The following is a 16,274-nucleotide window of genomic DNA, read 5'->3' as shown; positions in this document are numbered from 1 at the left end:
AATTTGGCGTGCTCGTATGTACGTGCGCTTCACTGATGCGCCGACCAGGGAGGGACAACGGATGCCCACAACACCGATGTTGGCTCGGCGGAGGCTCGGCAACGAACTCCGCACGTTGCGAGACCTGCGACGACTCACGGTCGAGGAGGTGGGGGCGCAACTCGGGTGGCACAAGTCCAAGGTGTCGCGGATCGAGAACGCACAGTCGGGCATCACGCGACGCGACCTGTACAAACTGATGGAGCTATATGAGGTCGACTCGGACGGCCGGGAAAAGTGCGAGGCGCTGGTCGCGGACGGGCGGGAACGCTCGTGGTGGGCCGTGGCTCCCTACTCGGATGTGCTGACCAGCGATTACCAGGAGCAAATCGGCTTGGAGGCCGAAGCCGCGACCGAGTGGGAGTACCAGCCGCTGCTGATCCCGGGCATGCTCCAGACAGCCGACTACGCCCGCGCGGTGATCAGTTCGGGTCCGTTCGTCCAGGATCCCGACGACATCGAAACGCTTGTGGACGTTCGTTCACGCAGGCAGCGGATCCTGACGCAGGACGATCCGCTGGAATATGCCGGTGTGATCACCATGGCCGCGCTCATGTACGAGCATGGCGGTCGAGCAGTTCTCCGAGCTCAGCTCGCGCACCTGCTCAAGCTGACCGAACTGCCGCACATCACCTTGCACATCATCCCGTACCACGTGAGCAGCGGTGGATACACCGGCGGATTGACCCTGCTGCACTTCGCTGAGAAGCAAGACCCTTCCGTGGCGCTGCTGGACACTGTGACGCTGAGCCAGATGCGGGATAATGCAAGGGAGTTGCGACGGTACATCAGGTTCTTCGAGCATCTGCGGGCCGTAGCACTCGACACGGCAGCCACCCGAGAGACCATCACGAAGCGACTGGAAGAACTCAAGTGACCCACCAGCTTCCCCCTGTCGTCGCGCGCGCATCCGAATACGGCACTCTGCACTGGTTCAAGAGCCGTCGCAGCGGAAACCAGAACGGTTGCGTATCCATCGCCCACACCGACACGCGCACTGCGGTCCGGGACAGCAAGCGTCCGGACGGGCCCGCGTTCGCCGTGCCTCACACGGCCTGGGCGGCATTCCTCTCGGACCTCGATCTGGGATAGTCGACGGCGACGAGAGCCCCTCCCCGGAGGGGCTCTTTGCGTTTCGGTCGATCCGTCTTCCAACCGAAGCCTTCCTTACAACCTCGAATGGTGTTGCACGGAAGCTACGGGCGCCCGCGGCTCAGGTGGTGAACAGGCCGCGGTCGCCGGCTTGGCGTTCGAAGTCTTCCAATCGGGCCAAGATCGGGGCGCCGTACGAGCCGAAGACCAGTTGCGAGCCGACGGACTACGACAAATCGGGCGAGTGGGCGCGCCTGGACGAGAAGGCCGGCCGGCTGGACATCGAGGACATCACCGAGAATTGGCAAGCCGCTGTCGGCCTGCACCCCTTCCCGATCGTGGTCGAATCGTTGCGATTCAACTGGCGCTACATGAAGAAGCACGGTGTTCGAGGCTTCTACGAGATGACCTCGGGCTACGTCGCGGCGCTGATCGCCAACAGCGAACGGTGGGAAGCAGCCTGGCTCGCTGAGCGCACAACCGGCACGGTAAACCGCCTGACGACAATCGAATGTGACTTGGCATCGATCGAAGCGCCAATGCACTGCGACGCCTGCAAGAAGACCATCACCGCAGTTCTGTACCTGGACGACTGACAGGCGCTCAACAGTCGGCAGCCGCGCCCTCGGAGAACGCGGGCGCGGCTGTGCCGTGTTCGACTATTCGGCGAAAGACTCGGCGACCTGGTCGACCGGGTGCGCGGTTTGCTCGCCGGACGTCATGTCGCGAACGATCACCTCACCGGCCGCTCGTTCGCGGTCGCCGTAAATCAGACAGAACCGCGCGCCTTCGGCCGCCGCCCACTTCAACTGCCGGGCGAGCTTGCTACTCGAACCCATGTAGACGCCCGTACGCAGCCCGGCACGACGGACTGCGGCAGCCATCCGAAACGCTTCGTCGGCGTGGTCGTCTCCGAGCACGGTTACCGCGACGTCCAGCACAGAAGCAGGCTTCTCGCCGGCCGATGTCAGCAGCGGAAGGATGCGTTCGATTCCCAACGACCCACCACAAGCGGGGGTTTCGGCACCGCCGGACATGCGCCCGATGAGGCCGTCGTATCGTCCGCCGGAGGCGATCGACCCGGGCATGCCCGGCGCCGTCACCTCGTAGATGACACCCGTGTAGTAGTCGAGGCCCCGAACCAGGCTCGGCACAAAGGCGATGCGCTCGCGCGGGACGGTGGCGGACAGCAGATCCAGCAGCCGATCGATCTCGGCCAACCCTTCTTGTCCGATGGGGCTGTTCGTCAACTCCTTGCGAATGCGTGTAATCGAGTCCGTCGCCGTGAGGTCGGCAACCAGGCTGCTCGCGGTTGCTTCGAACTGGCCGCGGCCTTCGACCAGTTCCCGTACGACCGCTTCCGGGCGGAGCTTGTCGAGTTTGTCCAGCGTGATCAGCACGCCTCCGCCAGCGTTGGCCGGCACCCCGTACACCTCCAACAGCCCCATGAGGACCTTGCGACTGTTGACCATGAATCGGAACTCGGGAACGCCGAGTGCGTCCAGCGCTTCATACAGAGCGGACACGACCTCGGCGTCGGCCAGTGGGGACGCGGTACCCACAACGTCCAGGTCACATTGCACAAACTCCCGAAACCGACCCTTGCCCGGGCGGTCGGCGCGCCATACAGGCGCCAGTGCGTACCGCTTGTACGGCGTCGGAAGCCGGCTCCCGTACGCTGCCACGACCCGCGCGAGAGGGACCGTGTGGTCATAGCGCAGCGCCAGATCCGCTTCCCCGGTCGCTTCGTGCTCCCCACGCCGAAGAATCTTGAAAACAAGCTTGTCGCCTTCGTCGCCGTACTTGCCCGTCAGAACTTCGAGCCGTTCGAACGCGGGAGTCTGCAGGGGCTGGAAGCCATACCGCGCAAAGACGTCTCGAACCGTGGCGAACGCCCGTTCGCGGGCTTCGGATTCGGCCGCGAGAAAATCCCTGGTGCCGGACGGGGGAAGGAAGCTTTCGGTTGCCATGGGACGAATGATTCCGCATGTCGAGCAGGCGTCCGTCGCTCTCGGGCCGCCGTCCGAGCGGTCGCAGCCGAAGGTGGCGACGGGGACGACGGCACCGGCAACGAGTGCGCTACGAACGCCCAGACCGCTGTTCGGGACAGCAAGAAGCCGACGGGACCGGCGTTCGCCGTTCGGTCCGCCTCCTGGATGTCGTTCGTCTCCGCGGTTCGCTGACCTTCGGGACGGCGAAAGCCCCTCTCGTGGAGGGGCTTTCGCTTTTTGCCGACGGCCGATCGCCGGTGCGTCCTCGGCGGCGCGCGGTCCGGGCGCTCGGTCGGTCAGGACGGCCAGGCGCTCGCCTGCCAGGCGCCCGGGCCCGGCCGCAATGGTCGGCGTACCAGGCGCGCCGGGTCGTTCCACTGCGACGGGGCCGCCGGCGCCGGCGCGGGTGCGCCGCCGCCGCTCGCCTTGGCCGCCACGACGGTGACGATCACCGCCAACTCCTCCGGGGTGGGTTCACCCCGCACCACCTTGATCATGGGGACCTCCGGGTCCTGGCCGGGCTAGAGCGGGATGTTGCCGTGCTTCTTCGGCGGCAGCGTCTCGCGCTTGCCGCGCAGTGCCCGCAGCGCCTTGACCACGTGGGCCCGGGTGGACGACGGGCGGATGACCGCGTCCACGTAGCCGCGCTCGGCGGCCACGTACGGGTTGCACAGCGTGTCCTCGTACTCCTGGATCAGCCGCGCGCGGGTCGCCTCGGGGTCGTCCGCGGCGGCGATCGTGCGCCGGTGCAGGATGTTGGCCGCGCCCTGCGCGCCCATCACCGCGATCTGCGCGGTCGGCCAGGCCAGGTTGACGTCGGCGCCCAGGTGCTTGGAGCCCATCACGTCGTACGCGCCGCCGTACGCCTTGCGGGTGATGATCGTGACCAGCGGCACGGTGGCCTCGGCGTAGGCGTAGATCAGCTTCGCGCCGCGGCGGATGATGCCGTTCCACTCCTGGTCGGTGCCCGGCAGGAAGCCCGGGACGTCGACGAAGGTGAGCACCGGGATGTTGAACGCGTCGCAGGTGCGCACGAACCGGGCGGCCTTCTCCGACGCGTCGATGTCGAGCGTGCCGGCGAACTGCATCGGCTGGTTGGCCACGATGCCCACGGAGCGGCCCTCGACCCGGCCGAAGCCGACCACGATGTTGGGCGCGAACAGCGGCTGGATCTCCAGGAAGTCCGCGTCGTCCAGGACGTGCTCGATCACCGTGTGGATGTCGTACGGCTGGTTCGCCGAGTCCGGGATCAGCGTGTCGAGGTCACGGTCGTAGTCCGTGGTCTCGAGGTCGGCCTCCTCGTCGAAGGACGGGGCCGGCTCCAGGTTGTTGCTCGGCAGGTAGGACAGCAGGCCCTTGACGTAGTCGAGCGCGTCCTTCTCGTCGGCGCCCATGTAGTGCGCGTTGCCCGACTTGCTGTTGTGCGTGCGCGCGCCGCCCAAATCCTCCATCGTGACGTCCTCGCCGGTGACCGTCTTGATCACGTCGGGGCCGGTGATGAACATCTGCGAGGTCTGGTCGACCATCACCACGAAGTCGGTGAGCGCGGGGGAGTACACGTGGCCGCCCGCGGCGGCGCCCATGATCAGCGAGATCTGCGGGATCACCCCGGAGGCGATCACGTTGCGCCGGAAGATCTCGCCGTACAGGCCGAGCGAGACCACACCCTCCTGGATGCGCGCGCCGCCGCCCTCGTTGATGCCCACCAGCGGGACGCCGGTCTTGATCGCGAGGTCCTGGACCTTGACGATCTTCTCGCCGTACACCTCGCCGAGGCTGCCGCCGAAGACGGTGACGTCCTGGGAGAACACGCACACCTGGCGGCCGTCGACGGTGCCGGAGCCGGTCACCACGCCGTCGCCGTAGGGGCGGTTGGCCTCCAGGCCGAAGTTGGTGGAGCGGTGCCGCGCGAACTCGTCGAGCTCGACGAAGGAGCCCTCGTCGAGCAGGTATTCGATCCGCTCGCGGGCGGTCATCTTGCCCTTGGCGTGCTGCTTCTCGACCGCTCGGGCGCTTCCCGCGTGCACCGCCTCGTCGATCCGGCGCTCGAGATCGGCCAGCTTTCCGGCGGTGGTGTGGATGTCGGGATCGCCCTGTACTGGGTCCATCGTGCTGACTCCTGTCACGTCGAACGGCGGCGATCGGTAGCGTAGCCGCGCCACGCCGGCGACCATCACCGCCCTGCCCCGCAGTGCCTTCTAGGGTGATCGAATGGACTCTCCTTACAAGGATCTCGACCGCCCTCCGCTGCGTGAGGCGGCCCTGCGTCGGGCCCTGTTGGTGCCGGGCGGCCTGTGGCGCGAGCTGGACGTGCTGCCCGAGACCGGCTCGACCAACGCCGACCTGGCCAACCGGGCCGACGAGGCCGAGGGGCTGGTACTGGTCGCCGAATCGCAGGTGGCGGGCCGGGGTCGGCTGGATCGGCGGTGGACCGCGCCGCCGCGCTCGGGCCTGGCGGTGTCGATGACGCTGGCGCCGAACGAGGTCCCGGTCGCGCGCTGGGGCTGGCTCCCGCTGCTCGCCGGAGTGGCCGCGGCGTCGGCGGTGTCCCGGGTGGCCGGGGTCGACGTGCGGCTGAAGTGGCCGAACGACCTGCTGGTGGGCGAGCGCAAGCTGGCCGGGATCCTGGCCGAGCGGGCCGGGTCGAGCGTGGTCCTGGGCATCGGGCTGAACGTTTCGCTGCACGAGGACGAACTGCCGGTACCGACCGCGACCTCGCTGCTTCTCGCCGGCGCCGAGAGCACCGACCGGGACCCGATCCTGCGGGCGCTGCTGCGCGAGGTGGAGGAGTGGTACACGCGGTGGCGGCTCGCGGAGGGCGATGCGCGGGCGTGTGGGTTGGCGGCCGCGTACACCGACGCGTGCGCCACCATCGGGCGGCGGGTCCGGGTCGAGTTGCCGGCGAAGCCGACACTGGAGGGGCCGGCGACGGGGATCGACGACGAAGGTCGGCTTTTGGTCACCGGGCCGGAGGGGCAGGTGGCGGTGGGCGCGGGGGACGTGGTGCACGTTCGGCCTGCGGCGTGAGGGTTTTGCTCCCACCCGCCCACCCGTTGCGTCATGCGGGAAAGGCTGCGGATTTACTGCCGGGGGCGAGCCCCGCGTGGCCTCGCGGCCGAGTGCTCCGGCTGCCGCGCGGCTCTGGTCTCGGTTTCCGGCGGTGTCGGGACTTCCCAAGAAAGGCGCACGACTGGCACGGCTTGCGGCGGCCGGGGAGCGGGCTCAGGTCGGTTTGCGCCATACGGAGACGTGTTTGGTGGAGTCCTGGGTGAAAGGAGCTCCGTGCCAGTCGGCGACGCGGCGCTCCAGGGTGAGGCCGGCGATGCGGGCCATCAGGTCGAGTTCCGCCGGCCAGGCGTATCGGTGCCGGGAGTGGCCTCGGCGGTAGCGGCCGTCGTCGCCGTCGCGGGTGAAGTGGTGTGAGACGAGGATCTGCTCGACCAGGTCGAAGGTGTCGAAGCCGAGGTGCCGCTCGGAGACGTCGAACGGCACCGCGACCTGGCCGGGCGGCAGGAAGCGCAGCGGCGGTATGCCCAGCTCGATGACGAATCGGCCGCCGGGCCGCAGGTGGCGCGCGGCGTTGCGGAAACACTCGACCTGCTCGTCCTGGGTGAGCAGGTTCGTGATGGTGTTGTAGACGAGGTAGACCAGGGTGAACTCGCCGGGGACGACGGTGCCGGCCATGTCCCCGATGACCACCGGGAGCGTGTCCTCGTCGATCTTGCGCCGCAGGACCGCCGCCATGTGCTCGGACAGTTCGATGCCCACCACCGGGACGCCGCGTTCTTGCAGCGGGACGCCCACGCGCCCGGTTCCGATGGCGAACTCCAGGGCCGGGCCGGCTCCGGCGAGTTCGGCGAGGAAGGCGAGGGTCGGTTCGAGAACGGCGGCCGACGCCATCTCGGCCTCCTCGGCGTCGTAGCGCTCGGCGGTCGCCCGGCTCCACAGCTCACTGCTCGTCATGGACGGCCACTCTGGGCGGCGCCGAGCGGGCTGTCGACGCATTTATGGCGATGAACGGCATGCCTCCGCCCCTCTCGCCCGGGAGAACCGCACAATCGTGGGTGACCCCCAGGAGGCCCGGTGTTCACAACCACAGCCGAGGTCGACGACGACATCCTCTTCGTCGTGCGCCCGCACTGGATGCACCTCGTCCGTCCCGCCCTGGCCCTGTTCGGCACGGTCGCCGTCACCGGCTTCCTCGCCGCGCTCACGCCCCCGACCTCGGCGGGCGGCTGGATCCAGCCCGCCGTGCTCCTGGCCGGCCTGGCGGTCCTGGTGCGCTGGAGCGTCGCGCCGTGGCTGGCCTGGCTGGGCACCATGTACTCGGTCGCCGCCGACCGACTGACCGTGCGCACCGGCGCGCTGACCCGGGAGATCCGGGTGGTGCCGTTCGCGCGGGTGGCCGACGTGCTGATCGAGCACGAGTCGTTCGTGGACCGGATGCTCGGCGCCGGCACCATCGCCCTGGTGCCCGTCGACGACGACCGGGAACGCCTGGAACTGCCCGCTCTGCCGCACGTGGTGCGCCTGCAGAGCGAGCTGCTCGTCCTCGTCGAGCGGGCCGCCGCCGGGCGGAAGAAGCACGTGGGACCGCCCGACCCCGAACCTTTGTGACCCCCGACACGTAGTGTGGCTCCGACGAGACCATCCTTCGCACACCCGGTGGAGCCACATGCCCGAGGAACGGACCCGCGTGGAGCCCGGCGCGGGCGCCGGGGCCGACGCGGTCGATCAACCCGCCCTGCCCGACCTGTCCGACATCGAGGCGGTCAACAACACGATCGCCGACGTCGAACAGGTCGTCCTGGGCGCGCCCAGGCGCTACACCTCCGGTCAGGTCGCCGACCTGGTCGGCGTGCCCCTCGACGAGGCCCGCCGCTTGTGGCGCGGCCTGGGCTTCGCCGACTTCGGCCCGGCCCGCGCGTTCACCGACGCCGACGTCGCGGCCCTCAAGCACCTGCGCGAGCTGACCGAGTCGGGGCTGCTGCCGGCCACCGTCGCGGCGCAGTTCGTCCGCTCCGTGGGCCAGACCATGGCCCGGTTCGCCGAATGGCAGACCGAGGCGTGGGTGGAATACATCGGCAACGAGCTGACCGGCAGCCGTTCCGAGCAGGTGGTCACCACCGCCGGCGACGTGATGCTCGAACTCGAACCGCTGGTCATCTACGCCTGGCGCCGGCACCTGGCCGCGGCCAGTTCGCGGGCCATGCAGGGGCTCACCGACCAGCAGACGGTCGGCCAGTCGCTCGCCGTCGGGTTCGCCGACCTGGTCGGCTTCACCCGGTTGTCGCGCAACCTGGAGGAGGCCGAGCTGGGCCGCCTCGTCCAGACCTTCGAGGACACCGCCGTCGACGTGATCGCCGAGCAGGGCGGGCGCCTGGTCAAGACGCTGGGCGACGAGGTGTTGTTCGTGACCTTCTCGCCGGACTCGGCGGTGGAGCTCGGGCTGCGGCTGGTCGAGGCGATGGCCGAGGAGGAGATCCTGCCCGCGCTGCGGGTGGGCATCGCGTACGGCCACGTGTTGTCCCGGATGGGCGACGTGTTCGGGACCACGGTGAACCTGGCCAGCCGGCTGACCGCGCTCAGTCCCAAGGACGCGGTGGTGGTCGACCGGGAGCTGGCCGCAGCCCTCGAAGGGGACACCCGCTACGAGCTGCATCCGATGTGGCGGCGTCCGGTCCGCGGTCTGGGGCTGGTCGAACCCTGGACGGTGTGCCGCCCGGGGGCGCCGATACCGCAGTGACTCGCGTACCGCAGTGACTCCGGTACCGCAGTGATTCCCGTACCGCAGGGACCCCGGACCCGCTCGACCCGCCCGGCGTGCGCGCCGGCGGCTCGGCGGGTCAGCCGAACGCCTCGCGCAACGATCGCAGCCCGGGGCGCAGCACCGCGTGTTCGAGTTCGCGCAGCAGCGGAAGTTGTTCGGCGGGTGTGCTCTCGAACCGGACCGACCAGACGACCAGGCACATCGTGCCGCCGGCGATCGATTCGAGCGCGAGCCGGCCGGACAGCGGCAGGCCGTCGAGAGTGCGATAGCGGTAGGAGTGCCCCGCCGCGTCGTGCTCGACCAGCCGTTCGCGGACGGTCGTACCGTCGGGCGTACGCAGCCGCCGCTCGTCCCCGGAGTGTTCCTCGACCGGCCACGGATGCCATGCGGACGGGTCCTCGAAGTCTCCTACCGCCTCCCAGATCCGGGCGGCCGGTACGTCGATCGCGGCGATGACGGAAAGCGTGGGCACGCGTGGCTCCTTCGGACTGTGCCCGCGACCGTACCCTTTCGGTCGAGATCGCGGGAGCCTTCCACGTTCTCTTCACAACCTGGCGCCCTCGCGCACCGCGGTTGGCCACAGCCCGGACACGGGCCGGACACGGGGCGTTGCGGAGCCGGGCCACAGGAGTAATGTGCGCAGGACGCGAAGCCGGGGTATACAAGCGCTTCGCTCGGACCGGCGCGAGCCCGGCTCGCGCGCGGGCGCTCGGCGGACGCACGGGAGCTGTCTGGGGCCCAATCAGGAACGCACGCGAACAGCGACCCGTCGAGGTGACGGCATGACGCGGGTGCACATTGCCGTTAATCGGGCAATATATGACATATCCTCTGGTCTCGGTACCGGCGGATTGGGGGTGAGAACCGTAGCTTCGCGACCCGATTCGAGCACTCCCGGAACCGACGGTTCGGGCGGCCCTGCCGACGACCTGCCCGGTATGCCCGGCGACACGTGTCCGGAACCCGCCGCCCTGGTCGAGGGACCCGACGCCGCCCGTCGACTGCACGCGATCATCCACCTGGCCAAGACGCTCGCCACGACCCACCACTTCTCCGAGGTGGTCCGCGTCTCGGCGGCCCAGGCACGCCTGGCGATGGGCGCCGCGCACGCCTCCATCTCGGTCTGGGAGCGGGACAGCGGCCAACTGCGGGTGCTGGTCAACGACGGCGAGCTGGCCGAGGGCGAGGAGCCGCTGCCGGCCGCGGAGACGTATCCGGTCACCGACTTCCCCGACATCATCGAGTCGGAGGGCTGGCCCACCACGTGGTCGCGGTGCGTGGACGACCCGGAGCACACACGCGACCCCGAGCGGGTCGCGGCGATGTTGCGCCGGGGGCGGCACGACTGCATGGTCGCGCCGATCATGGTCGAGGGCCGGGTGTGGGGCGAGCTGTATCTGGCCCGGCGGGCCGACCAGCCGCGCTTCGAGCCGGTGGACGCCGAGTTCGCGGGTGTGCTGGCCGCGCAGATCTCGGCCGGCCTGGCCCAGGCGGAACACTTCGAGCGGATCGAGAAGCTGGCCTTCACCGACCCGCTGACCGGTCTGGCCAACCGTCGCGCAATCGACGCCCGGCTGGACGAGGCGATGGCCCGGCACTACCGGGACGGCGTCGTGGTCAGCCTGATCGTCTGCGACGTCAACGGCCTCAAGCGGCTCAACGACGAACGCGGGCACGATGTCGGCGACCGCCTCCTGGAGCGTTTCGCCGACCAACTCTCCGCGTGCGGCGCGATGTTGCCGGGGGCGACCGCCGCCCGGCTCGGCGGCGACGAGTTCTGCGTACTGGTCGAGGGCTACCCGCCCGACGACGTGGTCGCGGTCGCCGAGGAACTGTGCCGCCGGGCGCTGCGCATGCACAACGGCGAGGGCGTGGCCTGCGGCGTCGCCTCCACCGGCGACCCGGTGGGCCCGGTGACCAGCGCGGACCGGCTCTTCCGACTCGCCGACGCGGCGCAGTACCGGGCCAAGGGCTCGCGCTCGACCCGCCCGGTGGTCGCCGGGCGCGGCCAACAGCCCGACCTGACCCTGTCCCTGGCCCGCGAGGCGCAGGACGAGGCGGAGGCCGAGGGCCCCGGCCCGCACCGTGACCGCCGCCGGTTCCGCGGCGCGCTGCACAACGCCGAGCCGGGCCGGCTGCTGGCCGCGGTACTCGCGGTCCTGGACGAGCGCGAACCCAAGAGCGTGCACCGGGCGGACACGCTGGGCCGCCTGGAGATCGTCGCGGACACCTTCGCCCGGATGCTGGACGGGGTGGCGTGGTGGGTGTCGTACCTGCCGCCCGGCGGCCGGGTGTTGCGCACGGTGCGCTATTCGATCCACCGGCTGACCGGTGTGCAGAGCGAGTCCGGGTCGCGCTACGACGCGGTGACCGCCGAATACGACCTGGCGCACTATCCGGCCACCGCCGACGCGGTCCAGGGCGGCGGCTTCGTCGCCGAACTCGGCGATCCGGGCACCGACCCGGCCGAGGAGGACCTGCTCCTGGTCGGCGGCTACAAGGCGATGGTCGCAGCCGGCGGGAGCAATGCGGCGGGCGGCTGGCTGGTGGAGATCTACGCCGACGACCTGAGCCTGAGCGTGACCGGGCTCGCCCCGGTGCTGCGCGCGCTGGTCGCGGTGGCGCTGACCGGCGGCGCGTCGCTGCCGGACTGACGCCGGGGCGGACCGGGGTGCGCGCGAGCGCTCGGGAGTGGTTCGGGAGTGCTCAGGCGGTCGTGGCGGGCTCGGACACCGTGATCCGATCCGGGAGGCTGTACACATTCGCCGAGCGGCCGCGCAGGAAGCCGACCAGGGTCACACCCGCGTCCGCGGCCAGGTCCACCGCCAGACCGGACGGCGCGGACACCGCGGCCATCACCGGCACCCCCGCCATCGCGGCCTTTTGGGTCAGCTCGAACGAAGCCCGCCCGCTGACCATCAACACATGCCCGGCCAGCGGCAGCCGCCCCTCGCGCAGCGCCCACCCCACCACCTTGTCCACCGCGTTGTGCCGACCCACGTCCTCGCGCACGCACACCATCTCGCCGGCGGCGGTGAACAGCCCCGCCGCGTGCAGGCCGCCGGTACTGGCGAACACCTTCTGCGCCGCGCGCAGCCGGTCGGGCAGCGTGTACAGCACCTCCGCGTCCACCCGCACCTCGTCCGCGCGCACGTCGAAGCGCGACATCCGGCGCAGCCCCTCGATGCCGGTGCTGCCGCAGATCCCGCACGCGCTCGACGTCCACACCCCGCGCATCAGGCCCGGATCCGGGGCCGGCACGTGCGGCGCGAGCACCGCGTCCACCACGTTGTACGTGTTGCGGCCCTCGTCGTCGGTGCCCGCGCAGTAGCGCATCGCGGCCAGGTCCTCGGCCGCGCCGACCACCCCCTCGGCCGCCAGGAACCCGGCGACCAGGTCGAAGTCGTCGCCGGGGGTGCGCATCGTCACCGTGACGGTGCGCCCGCCGAGCCGGATGTCGAGCGGCTCCTCGGCGACGAGCGTGTCGATCCGCGGTACGGGGGGCGCGTCGCCGCCCAGCCGTACGACCTTGTGGCGAGAGGTGACCCGACCCACGACACTGCCTTTCCCTGGTGCGTTCCCGACGGTGTTTCCCCGACGCTCGCGCGCTTCGATCCGGATCGGATGCCCCGCGCGAACGTACGAACTCCTTCAGGCACGGTAGCCGCCCTGGTGTTGTCGCGATCCATGCACATAATGTTCGAGTGAATAACGATCTGCACAGCGCCCCCGAAGCAGCTCCCGCCACCGTCCTGATCGGCGAGGCCGGGATGTCCCCGAGGGACGTCCTCGCGGTCGCCCGCGCCGGCGCACGCGTCGAACTCGCCGAAAGCGCGATCAAGGCGATGACCGGCTCCCGGGCCGTCGTCGAAGGACTCGCCGCGCGCACCGAACCCGTCTACGGGGTGTCCACCGGCTTCGGCGCGCTCGCCGTCCGGCACATCAGCCCCGAACTGCGTACGCGCCTGCAGCACTCGCTGGTCCGCTCGCACGCCGCCGGGATGGGCCCGCGCGTCGAGGACGAGGTGGTCCGCGCGCTGATGCTGCTCCGGCTGAAGACGCTGTGCTCGGGTCGTACGGGCGTGCGGCCGGTCGTCGCGCGCACCATGGCCGCGCTGCTGAACGCCGGCATCACGCCGGTGGTGCGCGAATTCGGCTCGCTCGGGTGCAGCGGGGACCTGGCTCCGCTCGCGCACTGCGCCCTCGTGCTCACCGGCGAGGGCGAGGCGGCCGGCCCCGACGGCGAGGTGCGTCCCGCCGCCGAGCTGCTCGCCGCCGCCGGGATCGAGCCGATCGAGCTCAAGGAGAAGGAGGGTCTGGCGCTGATCAACGGCACCGACGGCATGCTCGGCATGTTGTTGATGGCCGGCGCCGACCTCGCCCGACTGTTCACCACCGCCGACATCACCGCCGCGATGACGATGGAGGCGCTGCTCGGCACCTCGCGCGTGCTCGACCCGGCGCTGCACGCCATCCGCCCGCACCCGGGCCAAGCGGCCAGCGCGGCCAACATGCTGCGGGTGCTCCAGGGCTCGGCGCTGACCGGGCACCACCAGGACGCCGCGCCGCGCGTGCAGGACGCCTACTCGGTGCGCTGTGCCCCGCAGGTGGCCGGCGCCGGCCGGGACACCCTGGCCCACGCGCTGCTCGTCGCCGACCGCGAACTGGCCGCCGCCGTGGACAACCCGGTGATCCTGGCGGACGGCCGGATCGAGTCCAACGGCAACTTCCACGGCGCCCCGGTCGGCTACGTGCTCGACTTCCTCGCCGTCGCGGTCGCCGACCTCGGCTCGATCGCCGAGCGCCGCACCGACCGGCTGCTCGACCCGTCCCGCTCGCACGGTCTGCCCGCGTTCCTCGCCGACGACCCGGGCGTCGACTCCGGCCTGATGATCGCGCAGTACACCCAGGCCGCGCTGGTCTCCGAGTGCAAGCGCCTGGCGGTGCCCGCCTCCGCCGACTCCATCCCCAGCTCGGCGATGCAGGAGGACCACGTCTCGATGGGCTGGAGCGCGGCCCGCAAGCTGCGCCGCGCGATCGACAACCTGAATCGCGTTCTGGCGATCGAGCTGACCACCGCCGCCCGGGCGCTGGACATGCGGGTGGCCGCCGGGGCCGGTGCGCCCGCGCCCGCGACCGCCGCGGTGGTGGCCGCGCTGCGGGCGAGCGGCGGCGAGGGAGTGGGCCCGGACCGCTTCCTGGCACCGGATCTGGAGGCCGCCGACGCTTTCGTCCGCGCCGGCGGTGTGATCGAGGCCGCCCGCTCGGTGGCCGGCGAGCTGAACTGATTCCCTGTCAGATCAGGCAGGATGACCTGATACCGCGGCCGGGACCGACGCAGGTCCCCGGCCGCGGCATCGGCGCGGACCGCGATCGGCCCGCGCCGGCCCGGGTCCGCGGCGGTACCCGGGCGACGTCCGAACAGCGAGGAGACATGCCGGTGGCCGACGACGACGCGAGCCCTTCCGCCCGCCTGCTCGCCCTGTTCGAGCGCCACCGGCTCACCCCCACCCAGCGCCGGATCGCGCACTGCCTGGTCCGGCACGCGGGCGAGGCGGTGTTCCTCTCCAGCGTCGAGGTGGCCCAACTCGCCGGGGTCAGCCAGCCCTCGGTGACCCGGTTCGCGGTCGCGCTCGGCTTCGACGGATACCCGGCGCTGCGCCGGCACCTGCGCGAGTTGGGCCTGCCGACCACGCCCGAGTCGGCCACCGAGGTGGACCGCAACGAGTACGTCGGCGCCGTGCACGCCGAGATCGCCAACCTGGCCCGGCTCGCGGATCAACTCGCCGACCCGGGCCCGATCGCGCGCGCGGCCGAACTGCTCGCGCCCTCGCGTCCGTTGGTGGTGCTCGGGCTGCGTACCGGGATGGCGCCCGCGCGCGGCTTCGGCTACTTCGCCGCCAAGGTGCTGCCCGAGGTCCGGGTCCTGGACGAGGGCGGCTCGCTGCTCGTGGACCGGCTCGACCAGGCCCGCGCGGCGGGCGCCACGGGCCTGCTGTGCTTCGCGCTGCCGCGCTACCCGAGGGAGTTGGGCGAGGGCCTGCGGGTCGCGCGCGACCTCGGCCTGAGCATCGTGACGGTCACCGACAGCCCGTTCGCCCCGGCGGCGGCGCTGTCCGACGCGGTCCTGATCGCGGGTGTCGGCTCGCAACTGGTCTTCGACTCGTACGGCGCCCCGATCCTGATGGGCCAGATCCTCCTGCAGGCCATGTGCGACATCGAACCCACCCGAACCCAGGCCAGACTCGAAGACTTCGAACGCCAAGCCGGCGAACGGGGCCTGTTCGCGACGTGAGCGGCGCAACGCATACGCGTTGTTCCATTCGCGACGTGCAGGCGGACAATCGCACGACCCGACTTGAGTACTCGTACTCAGGATCGAACCGGGGCGGCGCCCCACGATGGACAAATGCGTAACCGTGACGAGTTCTCCGAGGAAACCCGGCGCGCCGTGGCCCAGCTGCGGCGCGCCTTGTGGGTCCTGCCCCTGGTGCTGATCCTCGGCCTGGCCCTGCTCGCGCTGTGAGTCGGGCGGCGGCAGGCACCGCCCGATCACAGCCGCCGGACACCTGCCGCCCGATACCTGCCATCCGCCGCTTCGGCGCCCGGTACGTTGGCGCCATGACCGACCGCTCCCCCTCCCGCTCCCTCGTGCTCGCCTCGGCCTCCCCCGCGCGCCTGAAGCTGCTGCGCGACGCCGGGCTCGACCCCAAGGTCGTGGTCAGCGGCGTCGACGAGGACGCCCTCACCGCCGATTCCCCGCGCGAACTCGCGCTGCTGCTCGCCGAGGCCAAGGCCGACGCGGTCACCGCCGCGCTGACCGGCGACGAACTGGTCGTCGGCTGCGACTCGGTGCTCGAACTCGACGGCAAGGCGCTGGGCAAGCCCGCCGACGCGGCCGAGGCGCTGGTGCGCTGGCGGTCCATGCGCGGACGCGCGGGTGTACTGCTCACCGGGCACTGCGTGATCGACCGCCGCACCGGCCTGCGGGTGTCCGAGGTGGCGGCCACCACGGTGCGCTTCGGCACCCCCTCCGACGCGGAGGTGGCCGCCTACATCGCGACCGGCGAGCCGCTGCATGTCGCCGGCGCGTTCACCCTCGACGGCTACGCGTCGCCGTTCGTGGACGGCATCGACGGCGACCCGGGCAACGTGATCGGCCTCTCGCTGCCACTGCTGCGCCGCCTCCTGAACGACGTGGGCGTACGAATCGTCGACCTCTGGAGCTGACCCTCGACGGCGCCCCGGGACGACCCACCCGACGGCCTCCGCACGCGGACGGCCGCCCGGGCCGACCCGACCGCGGGCACCGCATCGGGAACCATCCGCCAAGCCGGCCACCGCACCGGGACGACCGCCGGAGCCGGCCCGCCCGACAAGCG

The 16,274-nt window shown here is 70.9% G+C and carries 18 protein-coding genes; 12 read left to right on the top strand and 6 right to left on the bottom strand.

Going from position 1 to position 16,274, the window contains the following annotated elements:
- Positions 1-61 precede the first annotated feature (61 nt).
- From ACWGR4_RS44770 to ACWGR4_RS44760, 3 genes are all read left to right on the top strand, one after another.
- The gene (locus ACWGR4_RS44770) at positions 62-916 is read left to right on the top strand and encodes a helix-turn-helix domain-containing protein (protein WP_452134329.1); all 855 of its coding nucleotides are present in this window, start codon (positions 62-64) and stop codon (positions 914-916) included.
- Positions 913-1,131, top strand: a complete 219-nt coding sequence (locus ACWGR4_RS44765) for a DUF397 domain-containing protein (RefSeq protein ID WP_452132116.1) — start codon at positions 913-915, stop codon at positions 1,129-1,131. Before ACWGR4_RS44770 ends, ACWGR4_RS44765 begins: the two co-directional genes overlap by 4 nt.
- A gap of 128 nt (positions 1,132-1,259) precedes the next feature.
- Complete coding sequence (locus tag ACWGR4_RS44760) at positions 1,260-1,727, top strand: hypothetical protein (protein WP_452132115.1); 468 nt, start codon at positions 1,260-1,262, stop codon at positions 1,725-1,727.
- A 63-nt stretch (positions 1,728-1,790) separates the two neighbouring features.
- Here ACWGR4_RS44760 and hisS read toward each other — a convergent pair whose 3' ends face one another.
- Entirely contained in the window at positions 1,791-3,101 is a 1,311-nt protein-coding gene (gene hisS, locus ACWGR4_RS44755; RefSeq protein ID WP_452132114.1) for a histidine--tRNA ligase, read from the bottom strand.
- On the opposite strand from hisS, the gene ACWGR4_RS44750 reads away from it, so the two are divergent.
- A complete protein-coding gene (locus ACWGR4_RS44750) occupies positions 2,982-3,314 on the top strand; it encodes a DUF397 domain-containing protein (RefSeq protein WP_452132138.1) in 333 nt (110 codons plus the stop codon). The genes hisS and ACWGR4_RS44750 overlap by 120 nt on opposite strands.
- 104 nt (positions 3,315-3,418) lie before the next feature.
- Here the strand turns inward: ACWGR4_RS44750 and ACWGR4_RS44745 are convergent, their stop codons facing one another.
- Together ACWGR4_RS44745 and ACWGR4_RS44740 are read right to left on the bottom strand one after the other, a co-directional pair.
- On the bottom strand, positions 3,419-3,619 hold the full coding sequence (locus ACWGR4_RS44745; RefSeq protein ID WP_078975586.1) for an acyl-CoA carboxylase subunit epsilon: 201 nt from the start codon (positions 3,617-3,619) through the stop codon (positions 3,419-3,421).
- 24 nt (positions 3,620-3,643) lie between these two features.
- Positions 3,644-5,230 (bottom strand): acyl-CoA carboxylase subunit beta, encoded by a 1,587-nt coding sequence (locus tag ACWGR4_RS44740; protein ID WP_452132576.1) that lies wholly within the window; start codon positions 5,228-5,230, stop codon positions 3,644-3,646.
- A 103-nt stretch (positions 5,231-5,333) separates the two neighbouring features.
- On the opposite strand from ACWGR4_RS44740, the gene ACWGR4_RS44735 reads away from it, so the two are divergent.
- Positions 5,334-6,149 (top strand): biotin--[acetyl-CoA-carboxylase] ligase, encoded by an 816-nt coding sequence (locus tag ACWGR4_RS44735; protein ID WP_380005105.1) that lies wholly within the window; start codon positions 5,334-5,336, stop codon positions 6,147-6,149.
- A gap of 195 nt (positions 6,150-6,344) precedes the next feature.
- On the opposite strand, the gene ACWGR4_RS44730 is transcribed toward ACWGR4_RS44735, so the two are convergent.
- The gene (locus ACWGR4_RS44730) at positions 6,345-7,085 is read right to left on the bottom strand and encodes a class I SAM-dependent DNA methyltransferase (protein WP_380005107.1); all 741 of its coding nucleotides are present in this window, start codon (positions 7,083-7,085) and stop codon (positions 6,345-6,347) included.
- A 120-nt stretch (positions 7,086-7,205) separates the two neighbouring features.
- Between ACWGR4_RS44730 and ACWGR4_RS44725 the strand changes: the two genes are divergently transcribed.
- Both ACWGR4_RS44725 and ACWGR4_RS44720 read left to right on the top strand, forming a co-directional pair.
- Positions 7,206-7,739, top strand: coding sequence for a PH domain-containing protein (locus ACWGR4_RS44725; protein ID WP_380005109.1), 534 nt, complete (start codon positions 7,206-7,208; stop codon positions 7,737-7,739).
- Between the two features lie 58 nt (positions 7,740-7,797).
- Positions 7,798-8,868 carry an adenylate/guanylate cyclase domain-containing protein gene (locus tag ACWGR4_RS44720; RefSeq protein ID WP_380005111.1) on the top strand — a complete coding sequence of 357 codons (1,071 nt, stop codon included), beginning with the start codon at positions 7,798-7,800 and terminating at the stop codon, positions 8,866-8,868.
- A 100-nt stretch (positions 8,869-8,968) separates the two neighbouring features.
- Here the strand turns inward: ACWGR4_RS44720 and ACWGR4_RS44715 are convergent, their stop codons facing one another.
- Positions 8,969-9,364: an SRPBCC family protein gene (locus ACWGR4_RS44715; RefSeq protein WP_395787533.1), complete on the bottom strand. Its 396-nt coding sequence runs from the start codon at positions 9,362-9,364 to the stop codon at positions 8,969-8,971.
- A 466-nt stretch (positions 9,365-9,830) separates the two neighbouring features.
- On the opposite strand from ACWGR4_RS44715, the gene ACWGR4_RS44710 reads away from it, so the two are divergent.
- Entirely contained in the window at positions 9,831-11,546 is a 1,716-nt protein-coding gene (locus ACWGR4_RS44710) for a sensor domain-containing diguanylate cyclase (RefSeq protein ID WP_452132575.1), read from the top strand.
- Between the two features lie 52 nt (positions 11,547-11,598).
- Here the strand turns inward: ACWGR4_RS44710 and fdhD are convergent, their stop codons facing one another.
- A complete protein-coding gene (fdhD, locus tag ACWGR4_RS44705) occupies positions 11,599-12,447 on the bottom strand; it encodes a formate dehydrogenase accessory sulfurtransferase FdhD (RefSeq protein WP_380005117.1) in 849 nt (282 codons plus the stop codon).
- A gap of 197 nt (positions 12,448-12,644) precedes the next feature.
- On the opposite strand from fdhD, the gene hutH reads away from it, so the two are divergent.
- The 4 genes from hutH (at position 12,645) to ACWGR4_RS44685 (ending at position 16,122) form a co-directional block, all read left to right on the top strand.
- Entirely contained in the window at positions 12,645-14,180 is a 1,536-nt protein-coding gene (gene hutH, locus ACWGR4_RS44700; RefSeq protein WP_380005579.1) for a histidine ammonia-lyase, read from the top strand.
- Positions 14,181-14,326: 146 nt separating this feature from the next.
- Positions 14,327-15,187, top strand: a complete 861-nt coding sequence (locus ACWGR4_RS44695) for a MurR/RpiR family transcriptional regulator (protein ID WP_380005119.1) — start codon at positions 14,327-14,329, stop codon at positions 15,185-15,187.
- Positions 15,188-15,301: 114 nt separating this feature from the next.
- Entirely contained in the window at positions 15,302-15,418 is a 117-nt protein-coding gene (gene mmpB, locus ACWGR4_RS44690; RefSeq protein ID WP_380005121.1) for a morphogenic membrane protein MmpB, read from the top strand.
- A gap of 95 nt (positions 15,419-15,513) precedes the next feature.
- Positions 15,514-16,122 carry a Maf family protein gene (locus tag ACWGR4_RS44685; RefSeq protein WP_452132574.1) on the top strand — a complete coding sequence of 203 codons (609 nt, stop codon included), beginning with the start codon at positions 15,514-15,516 and terminating at the stop codon, positions 16,120-16,122.
- The last annotated feature ends 152 nt before the right edge of the window (positions 16,123-16,274 follow it).

Source organism: Embleya sp. NPDC055664 (assembly GCF_053618075.1).
This window is presented reverse-complemented; position numbering and strand designations above follow the sequence as displayed.

Excerpts from the sequence above, each read along its gene's own strand:
- ACWGR4_RS44770 (WP_452134329.1), top strand. The coding sequence starts at position 62 with ATGCCCACAACACCGATGTTGGCTCGGCGGAGGCTCGGCAACGAACTC.
- hisS (WP_452132114.1), bottom strand. The coding sequence starts at position 3,101 with ATGGCAACCGAAAGCTTCCTTCCCCCGTCCGGCACCAGGGATTTTCTC.
- ACWGR4_RS44745 (WP_078975586.1), bottom strand. The coding sequence starts at position 3,619 with ATGATCAAGGTGGTGCGGGGTGAACCCACCCCGGAGGAGTTGGCGGTG.
- ACWGR4_RS44740 (WP_452132576.1), bottom strand. The coding sequence starts at position 5,230 with ATGGACCCAGTACAGGGCGATCCCGACATCCACACCACCGCCGGAAAG.
- ACWGR4_RS44735 (WP_380005105.1), top strand. The coding sequence starts at position 5,334 with ATGGACTCTCCTTACAAGGATCTCGACCGCCCTCCGCTGCGTGAGGCG.
- ACWGR4_RS44730 (WP_380005107.1), bottom strand. The coding sequence starts at position 7,085 with ATGACGAGCAGTGAGCTGTGGAGCCGGGCGACCGCCGAGCGCTACGAC.
- ACWGR4_RS44720 (WP_380005111.1), top strand. The coding sequence starts at position 7,798 with ATGCCCGAGGAACGGACCCGCGTGGAGCCCGGCGCGGGCGCCGGGGCC.
- ACWGR4_RS44710 (WP_452132575.1), top strand. The coding sequence starts at position 9,831 with ATGCCCGGCGACACGTGTCCGGAACCCGCCGCCCTGGTCGAGGGACCC.
- ACWGR4_RS44695 (WP_380005119.1), top strand. The coding sequence starts at position 14,327 with ATGCCGGTGGCCGACGACGACGCGAGCCCTTCCGCCCGCCTGCTCGCC.
- mmpB (WP_380005121.1), top strand. The coding sequence starts at position 15,302 with ATGCGTAACCGTGACGAGTTCTCCGAGGAAACCCGGCGCGCCGTGGCC.
- ACWGR4_RS44685 (WP_452132574.1), top strand. The coding sequence starts at position 15,514 with ATGACCGACCGCTCCCCCTCCCGCTCCCTCGTGCTCGCCTCGGCCTCC.